At 48.4% G+C, this 21,952-nt stretch carries 18 protein-coding genes; 4 read left to right on the top strand and 14 right to left on the bottom strand.

The genetic code is table 11. The annotated features are described in order from the left end of the window. Positions 1-279: 279 nt before the first annotated feature. The 11 genes from ftsZ to R0I52_RS04475 all read right to left on the bottom strand — a co-directional run bounded on the left by ftsZ (position 280) and on the right by R0I52_RS04475 (position 14,424). Positions 280-1,479 (bottom strand): cell division protein FtsZ, encoded by a 1,200-nt coding sequence (gene ftsZ, locus R0I52_RS04525; RefSeq protein ID WP_075100743.1) that lies wholly within the window; start codon positions 1,477-1,479, stop codon positions 280-282. A gap of 280 nt (positions 1,480-1,759) precedes the next feature. Then, positions 1,760-3,052 (bottom strand): cell division protein FtsA, encoded by a 1,293-nt coding sequence (gene ftsA, locus R0I52_RS04520; protein ID WP_317053345.1) that lies wholly within the window; start codon positions 3,050-3,052, stop codon positions 1,760-1,762. A 223-nt stretch (positions 3,053-3,275) separates the two neighbouring features. After that, positions 3,276-4,067 carry a cell division protein FtsQ/DivIB gene (locus R0I52_RS04515; protein WP_317053344.1) on the bottom strand — a complete coding sequence of 264 codons (792 nt, stop codon included), beginning with the start codon at positions 4,065-4,067 and terminating at the stop codon, positions 3,276-3,278. A 390-nt stretch (positions 4,068-4,457) separates the two neighbouring features. Then, positions 4,458-5,426, bottom strand: coding sequence for a D-alanine--D-alanine ligase (locus R0I52_RS04510; protein WP_317053774.1), 969 nt, complete (start codon positions 5,424-5,426; stop codon positions 4,458-4,460). A gap of 168 nt (positions 5,427-5,594) precedes the next feature. After that, on the bottom strand, positions 5,595-7,034 hold the full coding sequence (gene murC, locus R0I52_RS04505; RefSeq protein WP_317053343.1) for a UDP-N-acetylmuramate--L-alanine ligase: 1,440 nt from the start codon (positions 7,032-7,034) through the stop codon (positions 5,595-5,597). A 100-nt stretch (positions 7,035-7,134) separates the two neighbouring features. After that, positions 7,135-8,220, bottom strand: a complete 1,086-nt coding sequence (murG, locus tag R0I52_RS04500; protein ID WP_317053342.1) for an undecaprenyldiphospho-muramoylpentapeptide beta-N-acetylglucosaminyltransferase — start codon at positions 8,218-8,220, stop codon at positions 7,135-7,137. A 292-nt stretch (positions 8,221-8,512) separates the two neighbouring features. Continuing rightward, positions 8,513-9,484, bottom strand: coding sequence for a glutathione synthase (gene gshB, locus R0I52_RS04495; protein WP_317053341.1), 972 nt, complete (start codon positions 9,482-9,484; stop codon positions 8,513-8,515). Positions 9,485-9,596: 112 nt separating this feature from the next. Then, positions 9,597-10,304: an orotate phosphoribosyltransferase gene (gene pyrE / locus R0I52_RS04490; protein ID WP_075100446.1), complete on the bottom strand. Its 708-nt coding sequence runs from the start codon at positions 10,302-10,304 to the stop codon at positions 9,597-9,599. Positions 10,305-10,362: 58 nt separating this feature from the next. Next, the gene (locus R0I52_RS04485; RefSeq protein WP_317053340.1) at positions 10,363-11,367 is read right to left on the bottom strand and encodes a hypothetical protein; all 1,005 of its coding nucleotides are present in this window, start codon (positions 11,365-11,367) and stop codon (positions 10,363-10,365) included. Positions 11,368-11,472: 105 nt separating this feature from the next. Then, positions 11,473-12,309: an SDR family oxidoreductase gene (locus R0I52_RS04480; protein ID WP_317053339.1), complete on the bottom strand. Its 837-nt coding sequence runs from the start codon at positions 12,307-12,309 to the stop codon at positions 11,473-11,475. 9 nt (positions 12,310-12,318) lie between these two features. Continuing rightward, entirely contained in the window at positions 12,319-14,424 is a 2,106-nt protein-coding gene (locus tag R0I52_RS04475; RefSeq protein ID WP_317053338.1) for a DUF4105 domain-containing protein, read from the bottom strand. A gap of 142 nt (positions 14,425-14,566) precedes the next feature. Between R0I52_RS04475 and ampD the strand changes: the two genes are divergently transcribed. From ampD to R0I52_RS04460, 3 genes are all read left to right on the top strand, one after another. Continuing rightward, positions 14,567-15,166, top strand: coding sequence for a 1,6-anhydro-N-acetylmuramyl-L-alanine amidase AmpD (gene ampD / locus R0I52_RS04470; protein WP_317053337.1), 600 nt, complete (start codon positions 14,567-14,569; stop codon positions 15,164-15,166). A 137-nt stretch (positions 15,167-15,303) separates the two neighbouring features. Continuing rightward, on the top strand, positions 15,304-16,854 hold the full coding sequence (murJ, locus tag R0I52_RS04465; protein ID WP_317053336.1) for a murein biosynthesis integral membrane protein MurJ: 1,551 nt from the start codon (positions 15,304-15,306) through the stop codon (positions 16,852-16,854). A 109-nt stretch (positions 16,855-16,963) separates the two neighbouring features. Further along, positions 16,964-17,599 carry a hypothetical protein gene (locus R0I52_RS04460; RefSeq protein ID WP_317053335.1) on the top strand — a complete coding sequence of 212 codons (636 nt, stop codon included), beginning with the start codon at positions 16,964-16,966 and terminating at the stop codon, positions 17,597-17,599. A gap of 111 nt (positions 17,600-17,710) precedes the next feature. On the opposite strand, the gene R0I52_RS04455 is transcribed toward R0I52_RS04460, so the two are convergent. Further along, entirely contained in the window at positions 17,711-18,358 is a 648-nt protein-coding gene (locus R0I52_RS04455) for an N-acetyltransferase family protein (protein ID WP_317053334.1), read from the bottom strand. 302 nt (positions 18,359-18,660) lie between these two features. Here R0I52_RS04455 and ribF point away from each other — a divergent pair, with 302 nt between their 5' ends. Continuing rightward, on the top strand, positions 18,661-19,701 hold the full coding sequence (gene ribF / locus R0I52_RS04450; RefSeq protein ID WP_317053333.1) for a riboflavin biosynthesis protein RibF: 1,041 nt from the start codon (positions 18,661-18,663) through the stop codon (positions 19,699-19,701). A gap of 393 nt (positions 19,702-20,094) precedes the next feature. On the opposite strand, the gene R0I52_RS04445 is transcribed toward ribF, so the two are convergent. Then, entirely contained in the window at positions 20,095-20,334 is a 240-nt protein-coding gene (locus R0I52_RS04445; protein ID WP_105244085.1) for a DUF2789 domain-containing protein, read from the bottom strand. Between the two features lie 222 nt (positions 20,335-20,556). Next, the gene (locus R0I52_RS04440) at positions 20,557-21,546 is read right to left on the bottom strand and encodes a malate dehydrogenase (protein ID WP_178379285.1); all 990 of its coding nucleotides are present in this window, start codon (positions 21,544-21,546) and stop codon (positions 20,557-20,559) included. Between the last annotated feature and the right edge of the window lie 406 nt (positions 21,547-21,952).

Genomic DNA, 21,952 nt, shown 5'->3' with positions numbered 1-21,952 from the left:
TTGTTACAATTGCCATAGTGTACCATTTCCCGCCCCTATTTCGCTATAGTTAAAAGTAGCTAATTTACTTATCTCCTTGATTGATAACACTTATCACTGATTTTTTGCCGTTACCTGTGGTCTATTTTTTTCTCTTATATCCGTGCCTACATCTCAAAACCTGTCATACTTTTTAATACTTAAAGTAAGTGTGTAAACTACAGCAGATACAAAAAAGCCAGCAATACATGCTGGCTTTTTTAGCTATCTCTATATGACAGACAAAATCTGTATGACAAACTACTTGTTTTGCTGACGCTTTAGATAGTCTTGAATACTGTTGGTTTTGGTCTTAGGCTGCTCTTGTATGGTGTTTGCACGGGCAGCATGGTCTTGATACATTTGCGCTTGTGATTGCTTTTGACTGTTTAACGCACTGGTATGTACGTTAGGATCAACTGGCTGAGTACTGTTTACAGACGGTACTGGTTGCTCTTTCACTTCCGGCTCTTTGCCAGCGTTTTCGTCTAAAGTAAGGCCGGTTGCGATGACGGTAACATGCAAATCATCGCCCATTTTTTCATCGATCACTGAGCCATAGAAAATATGCGCGTCATCGATATCTGTGATTTCTTCGACGATTTCACTGATTTTGCTCATCTCATCGAGTGATAACGACTCAGAGGAGATAACGTTGACCAATAGGCCTTTGGCGTTTTCTAGACGTAAATCATCAAGTAGTGGCGATCTGATGGCTTTTTCTGTGGCTTGACGAGCACGATCATCACCGCTGGCGCGGCCAATTCCCATCATAGCATGGCCTTTGGCTGTCATCGCGGTGCGAATATCGTTAAAGTCAATATTAATCATACCTTCGCTGGCGATGGTCTCAGCGATACCTTGAACCGCATGCAATAATACGTCATCGGCTTTTTTAAAGGCATCCTGCATTGAGATATTACCATAGACGCTCATCAACTTGTCGTTTGGAATGGTAATGATAGAGTCTACAAAATTGGTCAGCTGTTCGATACCTGCTTTGGCCGCTTTGATGCGTTTACCACCTTCAAATTTAAATGGTGTGGTCACCACAGCCACTGTCAACACTTCCATCTCTTTTGCGATACGAGCCACCACTGGCGCGGCACCCGTACCCGTACCACCGCCCATTCCAGCGGTAATAAACACCATGTCTGAATGCTCAAGCAAGCCACGGATGGCTTCTTCTTCGCTCTCTGCTGCTTCGCGGCCTACTTCTGGGTTGGCACCAGCACCTAGCCCGCGGTTGGTCTTTGCGCCCAGCTGCAGTTTATGCGGCGCCGTCAGACGGTCAAGTGCTTGTTTATCCGTATTGGCACAGACGAAGGTTACACCTCTAATCCCTTGTTGTACCATGTGTTCAACCGCATTACCGCCGCCGCCACCCACACCGAATACTGTGAAGCTTGCTTGGCCGTTATTTTGAAGCTGGTTATCATCTGGCATGGTGTATTTTAACATAAAAAAGATTCTCCAGTTGCAGATAGCGTAATGGTCGATACGTAGTAACGCACTCATGCGGCGCGCTATCGACATACTATATATAAATGTATTTAAATAAAATAGGGTAAATGGCCCAAATAGTTTGTCTAAGACATAATATGTCGTCTTAGCACGGTATTTACTGCTCAATCTATCGTTTGTCGGTCTTGTTTTGCCTCACCGCTCTATAAGTTTATATCAGAGTATCTCGACTAAAAGCAAAAGCATGGCCCAACCGTATCAGCGGCACTTAGCAGCGTTATAGTATCTTTTTTAAGACATTGGCAAAACGCTGGCCTGCGCTTTGAAAAACGCCCGTGACGCGGCTTTTTTTGATGGCTTCAGGCTCGCTTTTTTCACTGCGGCGAAACTGCTCACTTTGACTATATAGTAGTGTACCAAATGCCGTCTGATAAGCGCGATCATTCACTTGGATATTGAGCTGTCTAAATGCTTCGTCATTATCAAAATGATTATGTGCGCTGATTGCAGGATGAGTATTGGTCAGCACCACCGGCATTTTGAGCAGCTTTTTGGTAAAGGGTATCATGCCTTTGATGGCCGTACCGCCGCCTGTGAGCACGATGCCTTTATCAATATAGCCGATTAGGTCTGCCTCATGCAATTGACGCGCCACTTCGGTAAATATCTGTATATAGCGCGCTTCAATAATGCGTGCCAGATTATAGGTACCGATATTGATCTCGTCATTCGAGCCTTGTGGCTTAAAAAGAAAAAACGAGCTGGGATCGACGCTATTGACATCGACAGTACCATACGTTTTTTTGAGCTTTTCTGCCTCAATCATCGAGATACCAAAATCTGCTGAAATATCCATCGTTACCTCATGGCTACCCGTGGCGATACAATGGGTAAAGATCAGCTTGTTTTCTTTGTAGACACAAATACTGGTAGTACTAGCGCCAATATCCACCAAACAAACCCCTTGCTGGCGCTCATCGCTCATCAAGCTATACTCAGCACTAGTCACCGCATCAAACACAATATGATCGATGCCGACATCACAGCTTTGTAAGAGTTTTTGGATATTTTGGCGGCTAGAAACCGGCATCATCATCATGTGATACATCACAGTGATGTTGTGCGCCATCATCTCAATGGCATCATCGACCATAAAGTCTTGCTCATCGACATAGATACCCTGCTGGCAGCAATGCATCAGATAATAATCTGGCGACAAATCACGGGATTTGGCATTAGATAATGCTTGCACCATGTCTTTGGCACGGACTACTTCGTCTTCGACTCGCACCTCACCTGCACTGTTGCTACTGAGGAGCTCGGGCGTGGCAAGCGTGAGCCACACACTATGCACACGGCAATTAGCCATGTCTTCTGCTTCTTGAATGGCTTGTTTGATGGCGCCTTGTAGACGTTCGCGGTGTTTAATTTGCCCTTGATAAAAATCGCTGTTTTTAACTTGTCCCACGCCCAGTATGCGAATGTCTGTTGCAGAGACGACATTGCCTATCACGACATATACTGCCGTGGCGCTTAGATGGACAACAACCAGATTTTCAGTATTTTTCATGGTACCAGACAAATTATCGCTAAACAGGAGAGCAGATGACGTCTCCATTAAATCATTAAAACCATCGCTATATTCTTTGTAGTAAATAAACAACTTGTCCTAAATAAACAGCGTCTATCTGTCGTTGGGCTATGACTGGCTGTTTATCAGGTTTATGCATGACCGCTCATGCTTTTCTTTCTGAGCCGGCTCTTATCATTTTTTTACTCAGCATCCCTACCGATTATGATGAGCGCGCTGGTGACGCGCTGATATCCCAAGAAATGGTAAAGCCGTTTTTGTAACGCAAGTCCACTGACTGTATCTCATCGCGGCGATCGCTTAACTGATTGGCCAGTAGTTGACTCAGATTAAGCAGTTTTTGCGCCGTGTTTTCATTATCGACAATCACTCGTAACCCATTATCAAAACGAATCAGCCACGTCATTCTAGGTGATAAGATGATATCCTCGACCTGTATACCTAGCGGTGCATACCAGTCGTTGACTTGCTGCATTTGCTGCATGATGACTGGTGCTTGTGATATCTCACCTTGCAGCGTTGCAAACCCCTCTTGCGCCAGATCTTTGCTATCAGCAGGCACAAAAACCGCGCCTTTTGCATCGACCAGTCGCTCTGTACCGAAGTTCGCGACCGCTTGTTTGGGCAGTGCCGTCACCACGATACCGCGTTGCCAATCGCGTGAGACACTCACTTGATCGACCCATGGCAGTCCGGTTGCGATGTCTCTGAGCGCTTGCAAATCAGAGGTAAAGAAACTACTGACTTTTTGCTGATTCATCACTTGGCTGAGCGAACGATACTGCGTCACGGTCAAGCCCTGATTGCTCACATGAATAGCAGCTGGCGGTGCATCACGCAGCGCTTTGCCGCCCATCAGCAGTATCAGTACCAACAAACCTAGTACCAAGACCATAAATAAGTATCTAACCGAAGTCGGTACTTGAAAACTAGAGGTCGGGCGACGGGTTTTATCACTCATCAAGTCAGTTGCCTCGTTGACGGTTTGAGCCATAATGACCTTTTTCCCTATATTTGCATAGATTGCTCATGCTGTTTGTTGATATAAATTTGCTCATCGACGCTGCAAACCGTTTAAATAGTAGGTTAGCAAATTCTCAGCAGAAAATGACACTTATCGTACTATCGCGCTCTGTTAAATGTAACATTTTTGTCACTTTATGAACGACTTATGACAGCTACTCATAAAAAACACAAATATCACCAAAACAACCCAATAATTACAATATTAACGTATTTTGTGGTCAAACAATAGCCTAACCCCAAAGAGTGACTATGAATTTACACAAGTTTACATGAACCTATGATACAGCAGCGCTAGCGATACATTATACGTTTTCACACCCTACTGTTTTTTAGATAAAATGGCCTTTGATAACCATCCCTACACAGTCTGAGACAAAATATGCCAGCACAGCGAGTCGAAATCCATACCGCGCGCTTTTGCTGCCATCGGCACCAAGCTATGACTGGTCATCCCGGGTACTGTGTTGATTTCTAGCAGCCAAAAGTTGCCCGCCTCATCCTGCATGGCATCGATGCGGCCCCAGCCTTTGGCATCGACGGCTCGAAATGCCGCCAAACTCAGCTCTTGTAAGTGCTTTTCGTCCGCGGCACTTAAACCACAAGGGATATAGTAGCTGGTGTCGTTACGATTGTATTTGGCCTCAAAATCATAAAAATTGGTGATATCAGCAGGCTCAAGGCGAATTACAGGGTAGGCCTCGTCATCGATGATCACGATGGTAAACTCACGACCAGTAATCCAGCGCTCTGCCATAACCGCGTCGCCGCATTGCACGGCTGTTGCATAGGCAGCAGGTAGCTCGTCGAGATTGTTGACTTTGGTCATGCCAATGCTCGAACCCTCATGCACCGGTTTGATAATGAGCGGTAAACCCAGCATATTGACCACTTGCTGCCAATCGGTGTCGGCTGTCAATAATGAAAATGGCGCGGTTGATAGGCCGCATCCTTGCCACAACTGCTTGGTGCGTACTTTATCCATACCCAGTGCCGAGGCCAAAATACCTGAGCCTGTCTGCGGAATATCGAACCATTGCAGCACGCCTTGTAGCAGACCGTCTTCGCCGCCGCGGCCATGCAAGACATTAAACACGCGATCATACTGACGCAGCTCGGTGATGTCTTGGTGCTTAGGATCAAAATGGGTGGCATCAACGCCTTGGTTTTGCAAAGCCTGCAATACAGCAGCCCCGCTGTCTAGTGACACGCTACGCTCATTACTGCTGCCGCCATAAACAACGGCCACTTTACCAAATTCACTGGCATTTTTGACTTTAGAGGTCACCGCTTTTGATGACTGCTCTTTGGTTGATTGCTTGTTTTCCATACTGCTCTTCCCTGCTTGTGCCGCTGCTGCGATGGCTGGCTCTGGGTTGATGATAATGGTTTTATCCTCAGTGATAGGCTTATCTTGTTTTAGCGTCTCTGCCAGTCTATCTGGAGTGTCTTGCTGAGTTTGTATCGTCATGAGGATAATTCCTAAAAGTCTTTTAGCTTACTGGATATAAAGGTTGTTTGCGGCCAAGTCGATAGCAATCTGCCCAACATTACCAGCGCCTTGAGTGAGCAGCATGTCATTGGCCTTTAATAAACGCTGCATAGCAGGGGCCAAATTGTCCTTATCGATAATCGTCGGCTCGACCTCACCGCGCAGACGGATACTGCGTGCTAAGGATTTGGTATCAGCACCAGCAATCGGATTTTCGCCTGCAGAGTAAACCTCTAATAACAACAACTCATCGACGCTTGAGAGCACTTCGACAAACTCATCATAGCAGTCACGCGTGCGGGTATAACGGTGCGGCTGAAAAAGCATCACCAAGCGGCGATCCGGAAAGCTTTGGCGCGCCGCTTTAATCGTTGCATCGACTTCTTTTGGATGATGGCCATAGTCATCGATGAGTAACACATCACCCTCATCGATAGGCACAGCGGCGTGCTGCTCAAAGCGGCGACCAACGCCTTCAAACTTTTGCAAAGCGCGAGTAATCGCCTCGTCATCAACGCCTTCATCGGTCGCCATGGTGATAGCGGCCAGCGCATTGTAGACGTTATGGATGCCAGGGATATTTAAGGTCAGACGCAGCGGCTCCCGGTCGCGGCGCAATACAGTGAAATGAGTCTTGGTGCCTTCACTCACCACATCGATCGCTTGCACATCATTAAAAGGTTCAAGCCCAAAGGTTAATACTGGACGGCCAATATCATCAATCATCGCATACAGCTCAGGATCATCACCGCAAACCACAGCCAAACCATAAAACGGCATATTTTGTAAAAACTGAATATAAGCCGCTTTGAGCTTATCAAAGCTGTTTTCGTAAGTGTCCATATGATCTTGATCGATATTGGTCACAATCGCCGCCATCGGATGCAAGGACAAAAACGACGCATCTGACTCATCGGCCTCTGCCACCAGATAACGACTGCTACCGAGCGCGGCGTTTTTGCCAGACGCATTGAGTTTACCGCCGATGACGTAGGTTGGGTCTAGCTGCGCCTCTGCCATCATCGTGGTCAATAAGCTGGTGGTGGTGGTCTTGCCATGTGCACCAGCAACCGCGATACCATGACGATAACGCATCAGCTCGCCCAACATATCAGCACGGCGCACCACAGGCAGGCGTGCTTCTAACGCGGCTTTGACCTCAGGATTGCTCCGATCAATCGCGGAGGACACAACGATGACATCGGCATTGGCGATGTTTTTAGAATCATGCCCGATCGATATATCGATACCAATCTGCTGTAAGCGGCGCGTCACCACACTCTCGGCAATATCAGAGCCGCTGACCTGATAGCCTTGATTGCTCATCACCTCTGCGATACCGCACATGCCCGAGCCGCCAATACCGACAAAATGCAAATGTTGTATACGGCGCATTTCTGGTATTTCGATCAATCGCTTGGGTAGATCTTTTTCAGAGGTAGACATAAGAAGCTCTCTTTATTAAAGGCGAATAAAATAGGGTAAGTCAAAATAACAACTGATTAAGACAATCAGCCTCAAAGCCTGTCGCTGACCACGATAGAAACTATAGCGTTTGCCAAATGATATCGGCAACTTGCTTGCTGGCATGGCGATTGGCAAGCGCATGGCCCTTTTTGGCCATCTCCAAACACGTCGCGCGATCCAGGGCCGCCAGCTCTTGGCTCAAGCGCTGCGCGGTCAGCTCAGACTGCGGCAATAAAATCGCAGCACCGTGGTCAGTTAACGTGCGGGCATTGGCGGTTTGATGGTCATCCACAGCGTGTGGCAATGGCACAAAAATCGCCGCAATACCGACGTTTTGAATCTCAGTGACCGTCAGAGCGCCGGCACGGCATACGATGACATCGGCCCAATTATAGGCGGCGGCCATGTCATCGATAAAAGGCTGTACCACAAACGTGTGCTGGCTCAAATCCTCATGATCGTAGGCTGCTTGCGTCGTTTGTTCATTATTACGGCCGCATTGGTGACGCACATCAAACGGCTGATCTAATAGCGCCAAAACCTTGGGCACATTGGTGTTGAGCGCCTGTGCACCCAGCGATCCGCCTACTACTAACAGCTTTAGGGGCGTGCTGTCGTGGATATCATAACGCTCAGTTGGCTTTGTGACGCCCGTAATGGTGTTGCGCACAGGGTTGCCCACCGTCTCAAGCTTAGCATCCTGCTGACTATTGGCAAATGTATCTTCAAACGCTTGTAACACCTTGGTTGCCATCTTGGACAAATAGCGATTGCTCATACCAGCGATGGCGTTTTGCTCATGAATGATCAGTGGGGTTTTGGTCAAACGCGCTGCAATACCGCCAGGCGCGGTGACATAGCCTCCAAAACCCACCACCATATCGATCTGATTGCTACGAATCACTTTGATAGCCGCCATCGTCGCCGAAAGCAGGGTCACCGGCAGCTTTAATAGACGGCCAACGCCCTTGCCACGCAGACCCTGCATATCGATTGCATGAAAGCGGTAGCCTGTCGGCTCGACCAAGCGGTTTTCCATACCAGCGGGCGTGCCCAGCCAGTGAATCACCGCGCCACGTTTGCTCAGCTCTTCACTAACAGCCAGTGCCGGAAACACGTGACCACCTGTCCCAGCAGCCATCATTAGTATATGCGGTGTTTTCATGAACCCTGCCTATCTTTTTTGTATTTATATGAAGCACTTACTGTCCTATCGTGGTCATGGATTACCGTCCAAAACGACCCGCCGAAAGCTGGCATAGTATAGTGTAAATTATGGGCTGATATATAGTACTTTATGCACGGTTAATAACAAAAATCCAAGCCATGAAAAATCACGGCTTGGGCGTTATTAGCGGGTGCTTAGAGGCGCATTTTTCGGCCCCATCTTAGCATAAGGTTTTTTTCTCATTGTGCACATACTTTAGTAATAAATTACGCTATCGTTACTGCTTTGTTTATTCAGCACACTTATGCTCGATTGCGATAATCAAATCTGTGGCAATATCGGTGCCACATTGGTCATTTATCTCGCGTACACAAGTTGGACTGGTAACGTTAATCTCTGTAATACGGCCGCCGATCAAATCAAGCCCGACAAACATAAGACCTTTTTCTTTGACGATGGGCGCGACGACCTCTGCCACTTGACGCTCCATATCGGTGAGCGGCATCGCCACCCCACTACCACCGGCCGCAAGATTGCCACGCGTCTCGCCTTTGACTGGAATACGTGCCAAGCTATAATCGACCACCACGCCATCGACGATGAGCACACGCTTATCACCCTCGGCGATTTCAGGTAAGTAGCGCTGCGCCATGATCGGCAAAGTCTCAAGCTCGGTCAACATCTCTAGCGTCACCCCGATGTTCGGACTGTCAGCGGTCAGGCGAAAAATACCGGTGCCGCCCATGCCGTCTAAGGGTTTGACGATGACGTCTTGTTGCTCGGCGATAAACTGGCGAATGTGCGCCTGTTTGCTGGTCACAATCGTCGGACTCATATAGTCGCTAAACCAAGTAGCAAACAGCTTTTCATTACAGTCGCGAATCGCTTGTGGGTCATTGACCACCAATACGCCTGCTGCCTTGGCATGATCCAGCATATAAGTGGCATAAATGAAGCGCATGTCAAACGGTGGATCTTTACGCATCAAAATCACTTCATAATCACTGATCGCGCCTGTGGCCTTGTCGCCCAAGCTATAAAAGTTTGCCGGATCACGTTTGACCGTCACAGGCTGGGTATCAGCCATCAACTGACCGCGATCCAGCCACAGATCATGAATCTGACAATAGCCAAGCGTATGACCACGGTCTTGAGCCGCCCACATCATCGCCAAGCTGGTGTCCTTTTTATAATTGACCTGCTCGATAGGGTCCATGATGACCAATATGCGTAAGGATTTCTTTTGATTTTCTTGGCTCATAATAAGACTCATTTATATTAGATTGTTTAGGCGCGCTGATATATAACTGATATACAGCCGATATGTATACTGTCCATCACAGAGCAGCAGCCACTATAGCGACAATGACTAACTATACACCGTACTGCGCGCGGTAATGCTGCATTTTTGCAAGTTGGGTAGCGTCTTTGTACTGGCCGTTTGCCGCTGCCAAATAGCTGATCAGATCGTCGATATCGACCAATGCTCGTACTGGTACGTTTAGCGTCGCGGCCAGCTCTTGGATAGCAGAGTGCTCACCTTGGCCTTTTTCTTTGCGATCAAGCGCCACGATAATACCTGCCACGCTGGCGCCCGCTTGCTCGAGTATCTCGACCACTTCACGCATCGCTGTGCCAGCCGTAATCACATCATCGAGCACCCAGACTGCCTTACCGCTGACATCTGCACCCACCAAGTTACCGCCCTCGCCATGTGTTTTGGCTTCTTTGCGGTTATAGCCCCATTTGGCGTTGATACCGTGATGCTGCCACAACGCTTGCGCGGTGGCAGCAACAAAGGGAATGCCTTTATAAGCCGCACCAAAGATGACCAGCTCTTGCATGTCCGCCTCGTCACTTTTGGTCATTTGTGCCGCCAAAGCATCTGCATAGCCGCGTGCCAGCAGAGACAACATCTCACCTGTCGCCAGCAAGCCTGCATTAAAAAAATAGGGGCTGATACGACCAGACTTTAGGACAAACTCGCCAAACTTAAGCACTTGGTTATCAAGCGCCAGCTGAATAAATTGATGAGAAGAAAAAGAGGCGGTTTGAGCGTCAGCAGTTGCGGCATTTAGCATGAGATATTCCTATTGGCAAAAAAAGGCAAAAAAGTGGCGTTATTGTACGCATTATTGATCAGCTTGACCAACCGTTGATGGCATAATCCTGCATATTGGGATAACGCATCAATAAGCCATTACGCGATGAGAGGTTAAAGTAACAGTGACCGTCATGGCTGACTTGTATGTCCCAGCCCAAATAGTAGGCGGCGACCACGATATGCCCTGCAAACACTCGAATTTGCCGATAAACATGGCGCTGCGCAGGCTCACAGATCACCTGACTGAGCAAATAGCTGCGTACGTACTGGCACACTTGCGCCGCACTATAGCGGTGATTGATGCTTTTACGCGTCTGGCACTGCTTTAGCGCATGAACCGCCGCGCTGCACGCCATGATGTCAGTGGCCAAGCTGCCTTCACCCGTTTCAAACTGCTGCGGCTGCAAGATCACCTGCCAGTCATCAGCATAGGCATCGCTTAGTAACTCGTCAGGATTATAACGTTTGATAAGAGCGCGCAAAGAGGCGGTAGAATCTTTGGTCTTCTTAGGCGAGCCTGCGCTTGTTTGGTGGGTTTTTATCGAGCGGCCAGCAGGCGCAAAACCATAACGATGGAGCGCTGGATACGCGCGCATGGCCTGATGGATATCGGCCATATCCAACAGTATCATGCCACTTAGTGGCGATAGTAGCGGCTGTTCGCTGTGGTTTTGATAAAAGCTGTCAGGCAGCTCGACAAGCTTTGCTGCCTGTAATAGCGCCAAATGCTCAGCCAACGCCTCAGAGGCAATCAGCGCCCACTTCGATAAGCTGCTGGTACAAGGCTGATAGAACCGTTTAGAGTTGCCGTAGAGCCGGCGCAGCTGACCGTTCAGCCTCCGTGCTGGCTCTGGAATATCACTTAGCGGCCGTGCAGGATCGAGCGGCGCTTGGCTTGGGTCAAAATTAGGGTGTACGATGGCAGGCTGCTGACTATCAGGCAACGTAGAGGAGCGCTCAGCATTGCCTTCTGCCAGCATGTCGCCTGCTGCGTGCTTTGCAGTAGATAAGCGGCTCTCAGAAGTAGAAGGCTGGGTCATGAAATCTCCATCAATGATAAAAAACGATAAGCGCGAAATAAGTACCAGCTGTGCTGTATCGGTTTTAAAATAACTGAACGATAGGGTTGATGATAGACGGCTATTTTACGCTTGATGGCGCAAAATATCACGGTAACCTACTTGCCAGTCAGGATAATCAAGCCACGCTAATGGTATATTGCTGTGCAGACGCTTGCCCGTGACAGCGGTTTTTTCATCCGCTATCGCTGGCGGTACTTCTCCCACTTGCTCACTGAGCCAAACACCAAGCTCCAAGGTGGTGACTGGCGCATAATCCGTCGCAATATAAAGCGGCTTTGGCGTAGCGATGGTCAAGACGTTGACGATGATATTGACCAAATCGCTATCCATAATACGATTGCTCCAGTGGGCGGCGGCGACGGGTTTTTTTTGCGGATCACGGGCTTGACGCAGGCGCATCAGACGCTCGCGCCCATAGATACCACTAGGGCGAATGACAATGGCGCGATCACCAAAGCCTTGCTGCAGTACCTTTTCTGCTTGCAAGATAATTTGCGAAGCTTCGCGCTTAGGCAGGGTCGGCACCGTCTCTTCGTCTATCCACTCACCGCTATCCTGCCCATAAACGCCCGTTGACGAAATAAACACAACGCGCGTAAGATATGGCAGTTGCTCGGCCAGCGCGGCTACATGCTGAGCAATCGCTAAATAGCTGTTTTGATAACCGCTGGCTGAGTGGTCATCCGGCGTGACGATAATCGCCAGATGGGTAAAGTCTTGTAGCTCATCAGCGCTCAAGCATAAGGCATCTGCTTGCATAAAGCTTGCTTGATCATTTAAATCATAGTGCTCGCGGGTGCGGCGGGCAAGACCGGTGACTGACAAACCGTCCTGCGCCAGTTTATTGGTCACAGGCCGTCCGATGTCGCCTTGTCCGATAATCAGTAGGTGCATGCTCATTTTATATCCTTAAAAATAGCGTCGGTATGACAGCTGTATATCGTCATTGGCATCGATACGCTCCTGCCACTCATAGCTGGCATTGATGCGCACTGCTTGATTTTTATCGATATCGTACTGTAGGCCGATGCTTGAGATTGGCTGCCAATAATGACTGCGAGCGCCTGGGTCGTCACTGCTGCCATGATACCAATATGGCAATTGCAATTGGGCCTGCGCGCGTAACTGATTGTTAATCTGATAGTCACAGCCTGCATTGACCCCAGCACCGACACGAAAGCCTTTATGGATGCCGCGGCCTGCTTGCCCCTTCCCTGACAATAGAGCGTAGCATAGCTGCGGCGGCATCTCTCCGCTGCCAGCTTTTGGGTTGCCAAGCGCCCATGACCAGCCCGTCTCGTAGCCGACACTGCCGACCAAGTGATCGCGCCCTGATGGTTGCGAGCCATCATTTACGCGGGTCGCCTCGACACTTGCGCCCCACGTTTTGCCTTGTTTGGCGGTATTGACAGGATTAAAAGAGCGACCTCGTAGTATTGTAAAATTCTCTAACACCACACGGTCCGGCTCATGGTCTTTACTGGCGTCTGTCTCATAAAAGCGCACTGTCGCAGCCAGTGCCTCTAGATTAAAAAACTGCGGAAATCCTGAAGCGCGATCCAAGGTATCATGAAACCCCAAACGCATCCCCACATCAAGGTAGCCGTTATCACCGCGCTGACCTGCGCCAATCTGAGCCACTTGCAATGGATGCCTATCAACCGGGTTGTTGTCCGAGGCAATAATACCATGATCTATGATGGTCTTTTTATCGCCAGCTGAGATACTCGATGCCACATTGCGCGCGACTGATTGAATATTACTCGCGTCATCATTGGTTAATTGTTGATAACCAAGTGCAGCCGCGGCTCTGGCTTTATTTAGCTCAGCTTGACGCACCGTACTGTCCGATGGGGTATAGCGAGCATCTGCCAATAAAGATTCGTCGTTAAGCAGCTTGACCACATCGGAGGGAATGACCACATAAGGCAGCTGGCTGAGCAAATCCTGCTCGGGGCGCACCACATCGATCAGACGCAGAATCTCAGAGGCGCAGTTGTCCGTGGTAAAATAATAAGGAATGTCTAAATCCTTAGTCTCCCACACATGCAGGATGATTTGCCGCACCTCTGCGGGCGTCAAATCCAACTGATAAGTCCACGCGTCACGCTCATCGTCTTTGAGATATTTGGCCAGCTTTTCGGGATAAGGATCAATCTCAATTCTATTATTATAACCGCCGCTGGTGGCTTTAATGGCATAAACGGCAAACGCATCGTTAGGGTCGCCATCGACGGTGTCATTGAGGGCGTAAGCATGGTGAATCTGACTGGGATCGGCGGCGCTGATCGGTGAGTCGATACGTAGCAGGGTATGGGCGAACGCGGAGATTGGATTGTCCAAGTACTCCTCAGCAAACATAATGGACAGCTGCTCGGGGTTTAGCATCGCCATCCACTCTGTCAGCTCAGGGCAGTCCGTCTGCAAGCTTGAGCTATCAATGCCTAGCCTCTGAGTGAGCCAGTGTGTGCGCGCAGGAAACCGACAAATAGCTGACTGTGCATCGCTGCTGGGTTTGGACTCAGGCGGTGCGACCATCTGCTCGGCCAATACCACTAGCAGCGCATCCAGCTCAGCGCCAGCGTCGTGCTGGCCGTCAGTGCTGAGAAAAAACGCAGGACTATCGATGAGGCTTTTGGGCGCGTCTTTATTAAAGAGTGATTTTTTATCATCCAAAAAGTACAACAATCGCCGCCAAGTGGTATGCTCGGCCAGACTGTGCGCTTGCACCTGCTGACGCCAGGTGGCTAATAACTGCTCGGCTTCGCTATCTTGACTATGCAAGGTACCATCAGTCTGCGGCATTGGGGTCTGGCTAATATCAGCCGTGGTGGTTGGCGCAGCCGCCAGCTCGCCTGTCATCACCAAGGACGCAGGCGTCGGCAGCACAGCCTGCACTTGGGCTGAGAGTAGCAGCGCTGCCACTGCAAAAGGCAAACGTGCACGCACGCAGCACGCTCGCAGGCGAGTAGCGCTTGAGGTACAATTTATAGAAAAACTCGGCTTTATAGACATGAGGAAACTCTCGCCCGTTATCATATGAATGAATATAAATCTAAATAAAAGCTAAATATGCTAACCACCATCATCGATGCCATACATCTGACATCTGCGCTCAACCTATTTATAACGAAAACGACGATACAAAGAGAACATTATGCCCAGCTCAACCATCCCATTATCCATGACTATCGATGATGGCCTACTATCGGCCGCCACTTGGCTTGCATCACCCAATTTTAATAAGCGACCTGAGCACACTACCATTGACACCATTGTCATTCACAATATCAGTCTACCACCCAACGATTTTGGCGCATGCGGCTCTGATGGTGTGCATTATGTCAAAGCACTATTTACCAATCAGCTGGACTGGGACGCCCATCCGTATTTTCAGACGATCAAAGGTGCTGAAGTGTCAGCGCACCTGTTCATAGAACGTGATGGCGCAATTACGCAATTTGTCAACTTCAATGAGCGTGCGTGGCATGCTGGTAGGTCCAGCTACCTTGGGCGACCTGAGTGTAATGATTATAGCATCGGCATCGAGCTTGAAGGGTCTGATTTTGTGTCCTTTACCGCCGCGCAATACCATACGCTTGCAGCCGTCGTCGCAGCTATATATAGTGCCTACCCCAACACCCGCCGTCACCTCACTGGACACAGCGACATCGCCCCTGAACGCAAGACCGATCCAGGCGAGTTTTTTGAATGGGCGCGGCTGCGTGAGCTTATTGCTCACCAAATGGTGAGATAGCTGCTGATGACTGGCTGGTAGCATTTCCACAGTCACTCCATTTATCTCGATAATGAAAGTGCTATAATTTGGCAGTTTTTTGATACCTATCACTCAGCAACTTCTTATCTGCAAACAACATAGCAAAACAGGTTCTTATGGCAAAAAGTCGGTTATTTCGCTCTACGATGGTCGTCAGTAGCATGACCATGCTGTCTCGTGTTTTAGGCCTGCTACGTGATGTGGTGTTATTGGGCGTGTTTGGCGCAGGTGGCCTGATGGATGCCTTTTTGGTCGCTTTTAAGATTCCAAACTTTTTGCGCCGTCTGTTTGCCGAAGGCGCTTTTAGCCAAGCATTCGTCCCTGTACTGTCTGAGTATAAGGAAAAATATAGCCTACAGCAGGTGCAGATCTTGGTCAGTCGTACCTCAGGGGCGCTGCTACTGGTCTTGTCCATGCTGACGGTGCTGGTGATTTTAATCGCGCCATGGGTGGTGACACTGTTTGCTCCAGGGTTTGCTGAACAACCCGACAAGTTTGCCATCACCGCTGAGCTGCTGCGCCTGACTTTTCCGTATTTGCTGTTTATCTCTATGACCGCCTTTGCCAGCGGTATCTTACAAAGCTATGGCCGCTTTGCCGCGCCAGCCTTTGCCCCCGTGTTATTAAACTTATGCATGATTGGGGGCGCGCTGATTTTCGCGCCGATGTTTGACACACCGATCATGGCGCTCGGCTATGCAGTGGCTATCGCAGGATTGCTACAGTTTTTGATACAGCTGCCGCAGCTTTGGCAACAAAAGCTGCTGGTCGCGCCCAAGGTTGACTTCAAGCACGAAGGCGTCAGACGTATTCTACAACTGATGCTTCCCGCTATCTTTGGTGTCTCGGTCACCCAGATTAATCTACTGCTCAATACCGTATTTGCCTCATTAATGATAGGTGGCTCAGTCTCTTGGCTCTATGCAGCCGAGCGCATGAGCGAGCTACCGCTTGGGCTCATCGGGGTGGCGATCGGGACGGTGATTTTGCCCAGCTTATCAAAGAGCGAAGCGCAAAAAGACGATGTCAGCTTTAAAAAGACCATCGACTGGGCGGCACGTCTGATTATTTTGGTGGGCGTGCCAGCGTCGGCGGCGTTATTTATCTTAGCTGATGTGCTCATGCAGGCGCTGTTTTTGCGCGGAGAGTTTACTTTGCGTGACTCACAGATGAGCGCGCTGGCGCTGCGTAGTATGGCGGGCGGTATTTTAGGTTTTATGCTGATTAAGATTTTTGCGCCTGCGTTTTTTGCGCGGCAAGACACCAAAACCCCAGTAAAAATCGGTATTATCTCTGTCTTTGCCAATATGATTTTTAGCGTGGTTTTTATCGGTATTTTCTACTTTTTAGAGCTGCCGCTGCATGGCGGATTGGCTTTAGCCACCACAGGTGCCGCCTTTGTCAACGCCGGCTTGTTGTATTATTTCTTATATCAGCGTGAGATTTTTCGCTTTGGCAATCATTGGAAGAAACTGTTTGCTCAGTTTGCGATTGCTACGATTGCCATGGTTGCCGCCCTGTACGTCATGCTGCCTTATTTTCCAACCGATGAGGCGCAGTGGCAGCGTATCATTGCTCTGCTCGTCATGTGTGCGGTGGGCGCAGCGGTCTACGGTGTGGTTTTATTGGCCACAGGCTTTCGTCCGCGCCAGCTCAAACACGGCTAAACAACGCCTTTACCAAACCAAAACAAGCCTTATATGAGAAATGATAGTGCGTGATGCGGATAGTTGTGATAATTGACGTATAACGAATACATAAATTTTAAGGGTCAATATGACAACGAAACAATCCACCTTACTACGCTTACCGACCTTACTCACTGCTGGCGTTCTAAGCACCGGCTTACTTGTGAGTGGTTGTGGCAATAATGATAATGTCGAGACAGCTGCCAATCATACTGCAGATACCGCAGCTATTGAAGAGACAGCAGCTGTTGCCAAAACCTCTGAGGACGACCTAACGACTGCAGTAAAGACAGTCGATAGCGATAATGGCGTGAAGCGTGAGCAGATAGCGGCCAATACTGAAGATAAAACCGCTATCGATAGTGATAATGTCAATCCTGTCACCGCCTCTGCCAAGCAAAAAAGCTTGGTGACTAATCCAACCCAAGCAGGTACGCCAGAAGATACGGTAAAAAAAGCGCTAGATAGCTTATATTATGGTGATGCCAAAAAATCCGCCTCATATTATGAAGTGGATATGGCAAACTTTGAAGAAGAGCTGGCCAACACGCAGTCAGCGTTTCAACAAACAGTCGATGGCGTCACCATTACGGATACCAACTATAGTGATGATAAAACGCATGCTACCATCACAGGCGAGCTGATGCTAAAAGGCCAAAGTGAGCCTGCGCCGCTGACTTATGAGCTACAAAAGATAGATGGTCAGTGGAAAATTTTGGGTTAAGACAGTTTAGGTTAAGGTGTTTTTAATCAATGTCCTTTAGATGAACCCCTTGTATATAAAGGCCGCTTAAATGATAAACATCTTCGGTCAAAAGATGCCAAATCAACGCATTTAAGACGTTTTATCTGAGATGCCATCTGACGTCACCGCTTTACCGAGCATCACCACATCAGCGACAAACCCCTGCATATCGCATACCTTTGGCATATAACCCCATTGCTCAAAGCCAAGCTTTCCAAACATTCCTAAGCTTGGCTGATTGTGCGCAAAGATTAGCGCGACGACATTATGAATACCAAGACTTGGTGCTTGCGTCAGCATCCAGCGTGTCAGCAAACTGCCTAAACCCTTTGCTTGATAGTCTTGATGCAGATAGATACTAATCTCTGTGCTGATATGATAAGCCATACGCGCATATAAATCGCTAAAACTGCCCCACGCCACGATTGGTGATGTTTTTTGACTGGTTTGCGCCGCTTGCACTGTTTGAGCTGTATCCTCGCTCGCTTGCTCCCTCGATGGCACCCTAGCTCTAACGACATAAATAGGCCGTGTCGGACTGTTTATGTGCTCGGCAAACCACGCGGCGCGCTCTTCACAGGTCACGGGTGTCAGCTGCGCTGTGGCTTGTTTGCCAGCGATACTTTGATTGTAAATCGCCACAACCTCGGGCAAGTCCTCTGCTCTAGCATGCTGTACCGACCATACATCATTGAGATGGTAAGACGGGGCCAAAGCAGGTAAAGAAGTAGCAGTCATAGAGTATCCATAGCTAAAAAGCGACACGGGGTATTTGGAGGAAAAAACATTCACCATCTAGGCCATCATCAACAGACAGTAAAGCCGCGATAGCGCAGATCAGCAAACGCGTTTTTTGCGATGCAGCCATCGCTGACACAAATCGTTTGATACAGGTTCGTTTGATACAGGTATTATCCATAGACCATAAGATGTTAGTATGGCTATTTTACTTTATAATGGCTGGTTTTAGACACCTCAATGTTTTATCTGGGCGTGTTTTTTCCTTCTTTATTTGGTCTTATTTATCATAGCTGACATTTATGAACACCTATTTTCTTGAGCAACTGATTGCCACACCAAGCGCCCTGCCTGCCCATACTCACCCAGTAGCGCTAGCGCCTTGTGTGCTCACTATCGGTAACTTTGATGGTGTGCATTTAGGCCATCAAGCGATGCTCGCCCAAGTACGCGATATCGCCGATGCACGTGGGCTTGACGCTGCCGTCATGATATTTGAGCCGCAGCCACGTGAGTTTTTTGCGCCAGAAAGCGCCCCTGCTCGCCTCACTAACTTGGCAGAAAAGCAGGCACTACTTGCAGAGTACGGCGTAGAGACACTCATTGTCGCAGGATTTGATAATGAGTTTCGCTCGCTATCGGCGCAGGCATTCGCGGATTTACTGGCACTGCGCCTAAACGTCAAAGCCTTAGTGCTAGGAGATGATTTTAAATTTGGTCATGACCGGACGGGCGACAGTGCGTTTTTGCGCAGCTATGGCTTAGACGTGACCAATCTGCATACCGTCGTCGATGATGGCGGCAAAGCGGCACGTATCAGCTCAACCCGTGTGCGTGATTTGTTATTGGCAGGAGATATTGCGTCGGCCAACGCCTTGCTTGGCCGTGATTATACAATGACAGGCGAGGTCATCGGTGGGGATAAAATCGGCCGTACTCTGGACTTTCCCACCGCTAATATCGAGCTTAAGCGCTTAAAGCCTGCGCTGCATGGTATCTTTGCCGTCGATGTGGTCAGCTTGGATGACAAAGGCGAGATAGTCGCAGATGGTTTAACAAAACTGGCTAATGATGACCATATGGGCATAACAGGTTTGCGTCCGCACAGTTTGTTTGGCACGGCCAGCATCGGCATCCGCCCCTCTGTCGACAAAGCCCACGACTGGCGCTTAGAAGTACATTTCCCCAACCTACAAGCTGACTTATATGGCCTGACGCTACAAGTACGCTTTTTGCATTATTTGCATGGCGAGCGCCATTATGAGAGCTTAGACGCCCTAAAAACAGGTATCCATAATGATGTCAAAGAGCTGATTGCTTGGCGCGCGCAGCAGCCCGATTGAGTAGGGCGTGTTGAACATTCACAAATAGGCACTGCTGATCGCTAAAATTGTTCCAGACAAGGCGCAAAGCGACGATAATGCAGATGCCTTAGCTAGATTTGCAACGCAGTATGGCGCAATTTTAGCATCAGCCGTAGGGACAGGACTCTTTTTTGCCGCTTCATTGGTAAAAATAGACGCTTAGAGCGACTAAGCTTACTATTTTTACCTTCGAATCGTCTAAAAAATAGTCTCTGTCAGTGCCATGGTTGAATGTTCAACACGCCCTAGTATATTCAGATGTGACAGGTGTGAAGCTAAGATGTTTAGACATAAAACCCCCACAGTCGATATTTTACTGTGGGGGTTTTATGCTTTTCTAATACTTCTATATTAGGTTTTTTATATCAGCTTTTAGGCATCTGGATGCATACGGACATTTAACTCATCAATCGTTTCTACCCAAGCGGCGTCTTTTTGCCATTCTTCTTGCAAAAACATACGCTGATTGTCCGTCCAGATATCAGAATCTACCAGTTTTTCATCTTTGGCCAATTTGTTTTTTTCGATAAACTGATTAATCGCCTCATCAGAGCTATCGAGTCCTAACTGGGCAAATAGCTCATTCATATTATATTCAGGTTCACCTAGCATACTGTCTCTCCTTAAATGGTGCAGGTTTAATTGTACTTATTATTGCAACGAACCCATTTATTGTAGCAAGCTTTTTTTTGTTCGCTGTTAATCCACGTTTATCTAACGTTATCAATTGTATTGATGAGGGTATCAATAGAGGTCAACGCACAAAAAAAGCCCTCTTTCTTAAGAGGGCCTTTTCTATATGGCTGTCTGCCATACTTTTAGCAAAGTCATGGCTTATGGTAGTAGGTGTGCTACCGCATCACGCTCTTCGCTCAGCTCTTGCTCAGTGGCGGCCATTTTCTCTTTTGAGAATTCTGATGACACATCAACACCGTCTACGATAGACCAGTCGCCGTTTTTGCATGTGCATGGGAATGAGTAGATAAGGCCTTCAGCGATACCGTATTCACCATTTGAGTAAACACCCATAGAGACCCAATCGTTCTCGTCAGTACCAAGTGCCCACGTGCGCATATGAGCGATAGCAGCGTTGGCAGCAGAAGCTGCAGACGAGGCGCCGCGAGCTTTAATGATGGCCGCGCCGCGCTGCTGTACTTCTGGGATGTACGTGTTTTCGTACCAATCACGATCAACCAACTCTAGCGCTGGTTTGCCATTGACAGTCGCAGCCGTTAGGTCTGGATACTGGGTCGATGAGTGGTTGCCCCAGATGGTCATGTTTTTGATGTCATTGACAGTGCTGTCAGTTTTTTCGGCCAGCTGTGCCATCGCACGGTTATGATCTAGGCGAGTCATGGCAGTGAAATTACGTGGATCTAAATCTGGTGCGTTACGCTGAGCGATTAGCGCGTTGGTGTTGGCAGGGTTACCGACGACCAATACTTTTACATCACGGCTAGCCACTTCGTTCAATGCTTTGCCTTGTGCTGAGAAAATCGCAGCGTTGGCTTCTAGTAAGTCCTTACGCTCCATACCTGGGCCACGTGGACGGGCACCGACGAGTAACGCGTAGTCAGCATCTTTGAATGCCACATTTGCATCATCAGTTTGAACGATACCTGCCAACAATGGGAATGCGCAGTCTTCTAGTTCCATGACCACACCCTTTAGGGCGTCAAGCGCTGGTGTGATTTCAAGCAATTGCAAAATAACTGGCTGATCTTTACCTAGCATCTCGCCAGATGCAATACGAAATAGCATCGCGTAGCTGATATTACCAGCGGCACCAGTGACGGCAACACGTAAAGGCTGTTTCATTGACATTGAATACTCCCTAATTGATGATTAGATCATTCATGATTGTAATAGATGATTATCTTTTTAGATATCGACTTGTTTGCTGCACAAAGGCAGCGCTAAACCGAGAGCTAGTGTAGCACTTCGTTTGGCAAATCGTCTAGAGACAATCAGAGGCTCGCCGCGGATTCTCACGGATTATATTGTTACATTTTATACAGGATAATCGACGAGGTCACAAAAACACTGTGGCTACTAGCACTTAAAAAATCGGGCAAAAACAAGGTAGAAACAAGATAAAAGACAGCGAATAAAGGCTAAAACACGGCCATAAACAATCACCAAAAAGAGAGGATGACAACACAGCCTGCAAAAAATAGCGCTCACACCCTAATAGTATAGCGCTCAGTGTCCATGTTGGATTACGGCAACA

This window comes from Psychrobacter sp. CAM01, from assembly GCF_032842965.1.
GTDB lineage: Bacteria > Pseudomonadota > Gammaproteobacteria > Pseudomonadales > Moraxellaceae > Psychrobacter > Psychrobacter celer.
The sequence above is the reverse complement of the archived record's forward strand: the minus strand, read 5'-3'. Positions and strand labels throughout refer to the sequence as shown.

Excerpts from the sequence above, each read along its gene's own strand:
- R0I52_RS04515 (WP_317053344.1), bottom strand. The coding sequence starts at position 4,067 with ATGGCTCAAACCGTCAACGAGGCAACTGACTTGATGAGTGATAAAACC.
- ampD (WP_317053337.1), top strand. The coding sequence starts at position 14,567 with ATGCCCAGCTCAACCATCCCATTATCCATGACTATCGATGATGGCCTA.
- R0I52_RS04475 (WP_317053338.1), bottom strand. The coding sequence starts at position 14,424 with ATGTCTATAAAGCCGAGTTTTTCTATAAATTGTACCTCAAGCGCTACT.
- gshB (WP_317053341.1), bottom strand. The coding sequence starts at position 9,484 with ATGAGCCAAGAAAATCAAAAGAAATCCTTACGCATATTGGTCATCATG.
- R0I52_RS04460 (WP_317053335.1), top strand. The coding sequence starts at position 16,964 with ATGACAACGAAACAATCCACCTTACTACGCTTACCGACCTTACTCACT.
- R0I52_RS04480 (WP_317053339.1), bottom strand. The coding sequence starts at position 12,309 with ATGAGCATGCACCTACTGATTATCGGACAAGGCGACATCGGACGGCCT.
- murC (WP_317053343.1), bottom strand. The coding sequence starts at position 7,034 with ATGTCTACCTCTGAAAAAGATCTACCCAAGCGATTGATCGAAATACCA.
- R0I52_RS04445 (WP_105244085.1), bottom strand. The coding sequence starts at position 20,334 with ATGCTAGGTGAACCTGAATATAATATGAATGAGCTATTTGCCCAGTTA.
- R0I52_RS04485 (WP_317053340.1), bottom strand. The coding sequence starts at position 11,367 with ATGACCCAGCCTTCTACTTCTGAGAGCCGCTTATCTACTGCAAAGCAC.
- murG (WP_317053342.1), bottom strand. The coding sequence starts at position 8,220 with ATGAAAACACCGCATATACTAATGATGGCTGCTGGGACAGGTGGTCAC.
- R0I52_RS04455 (WP_317053334.1), bottom strand. The coding sequence starts at position 18,358 with ATGACTGCTACTTCTTTACCTGCTTTGGCCCCGTCTTACCATCTCAAT.
- R0I52_RS04510 (WP_317053774.1), bottom strand. The coding sequence starts at position 5,426 with ATGGAAAACAAGCAATCAACCAAAGAGCAGTCATCAAAAGCGGTGACC.
- ftsA (WP_317053345.1), bottom strand. The coding sequence starts at position 3,052 with ATGAAAAATACTGAAAATCTGGTTGTTGTCCATCTAAGCGCCACGGCA.
- murJ (WP_317053336.1), top strand. The coding sequence starts at position 15,304 with ATGGCAAAAAGTCGGTTATTTCGCTCTACGATGGTCGTCAGTAGCATG.
- ribF (WP_317053333.1), top strand. The coding sequence starts at position 18,661 with ATGAACACCTATTTTCTTGAGCAACTGATTGCCACACCAAGCGCCCTG.
- pyrE (WP_075100446.1), bottom strand. The coding sequence starts at position 10,304 with ATGCTAAATGCCGCAACTGCTGACGCTCAAACCGCCTCTTTTTCTTCT.
- ftsZ (WP_075100743.1), bottom strand. The coding sequence starts at position 1,479 with ATGTTAAAATACACCATGCCAGATGATAACCAGCTTCAAAATAACGGC.
- R0I52_RS04440 (WP_178379285.1), bottom strand. The coding sequence starts at position 21,546 with ATGTCAATGAAACAGCCTTTACGTGTTGCCGTCACTGGTGCCGCTGGT.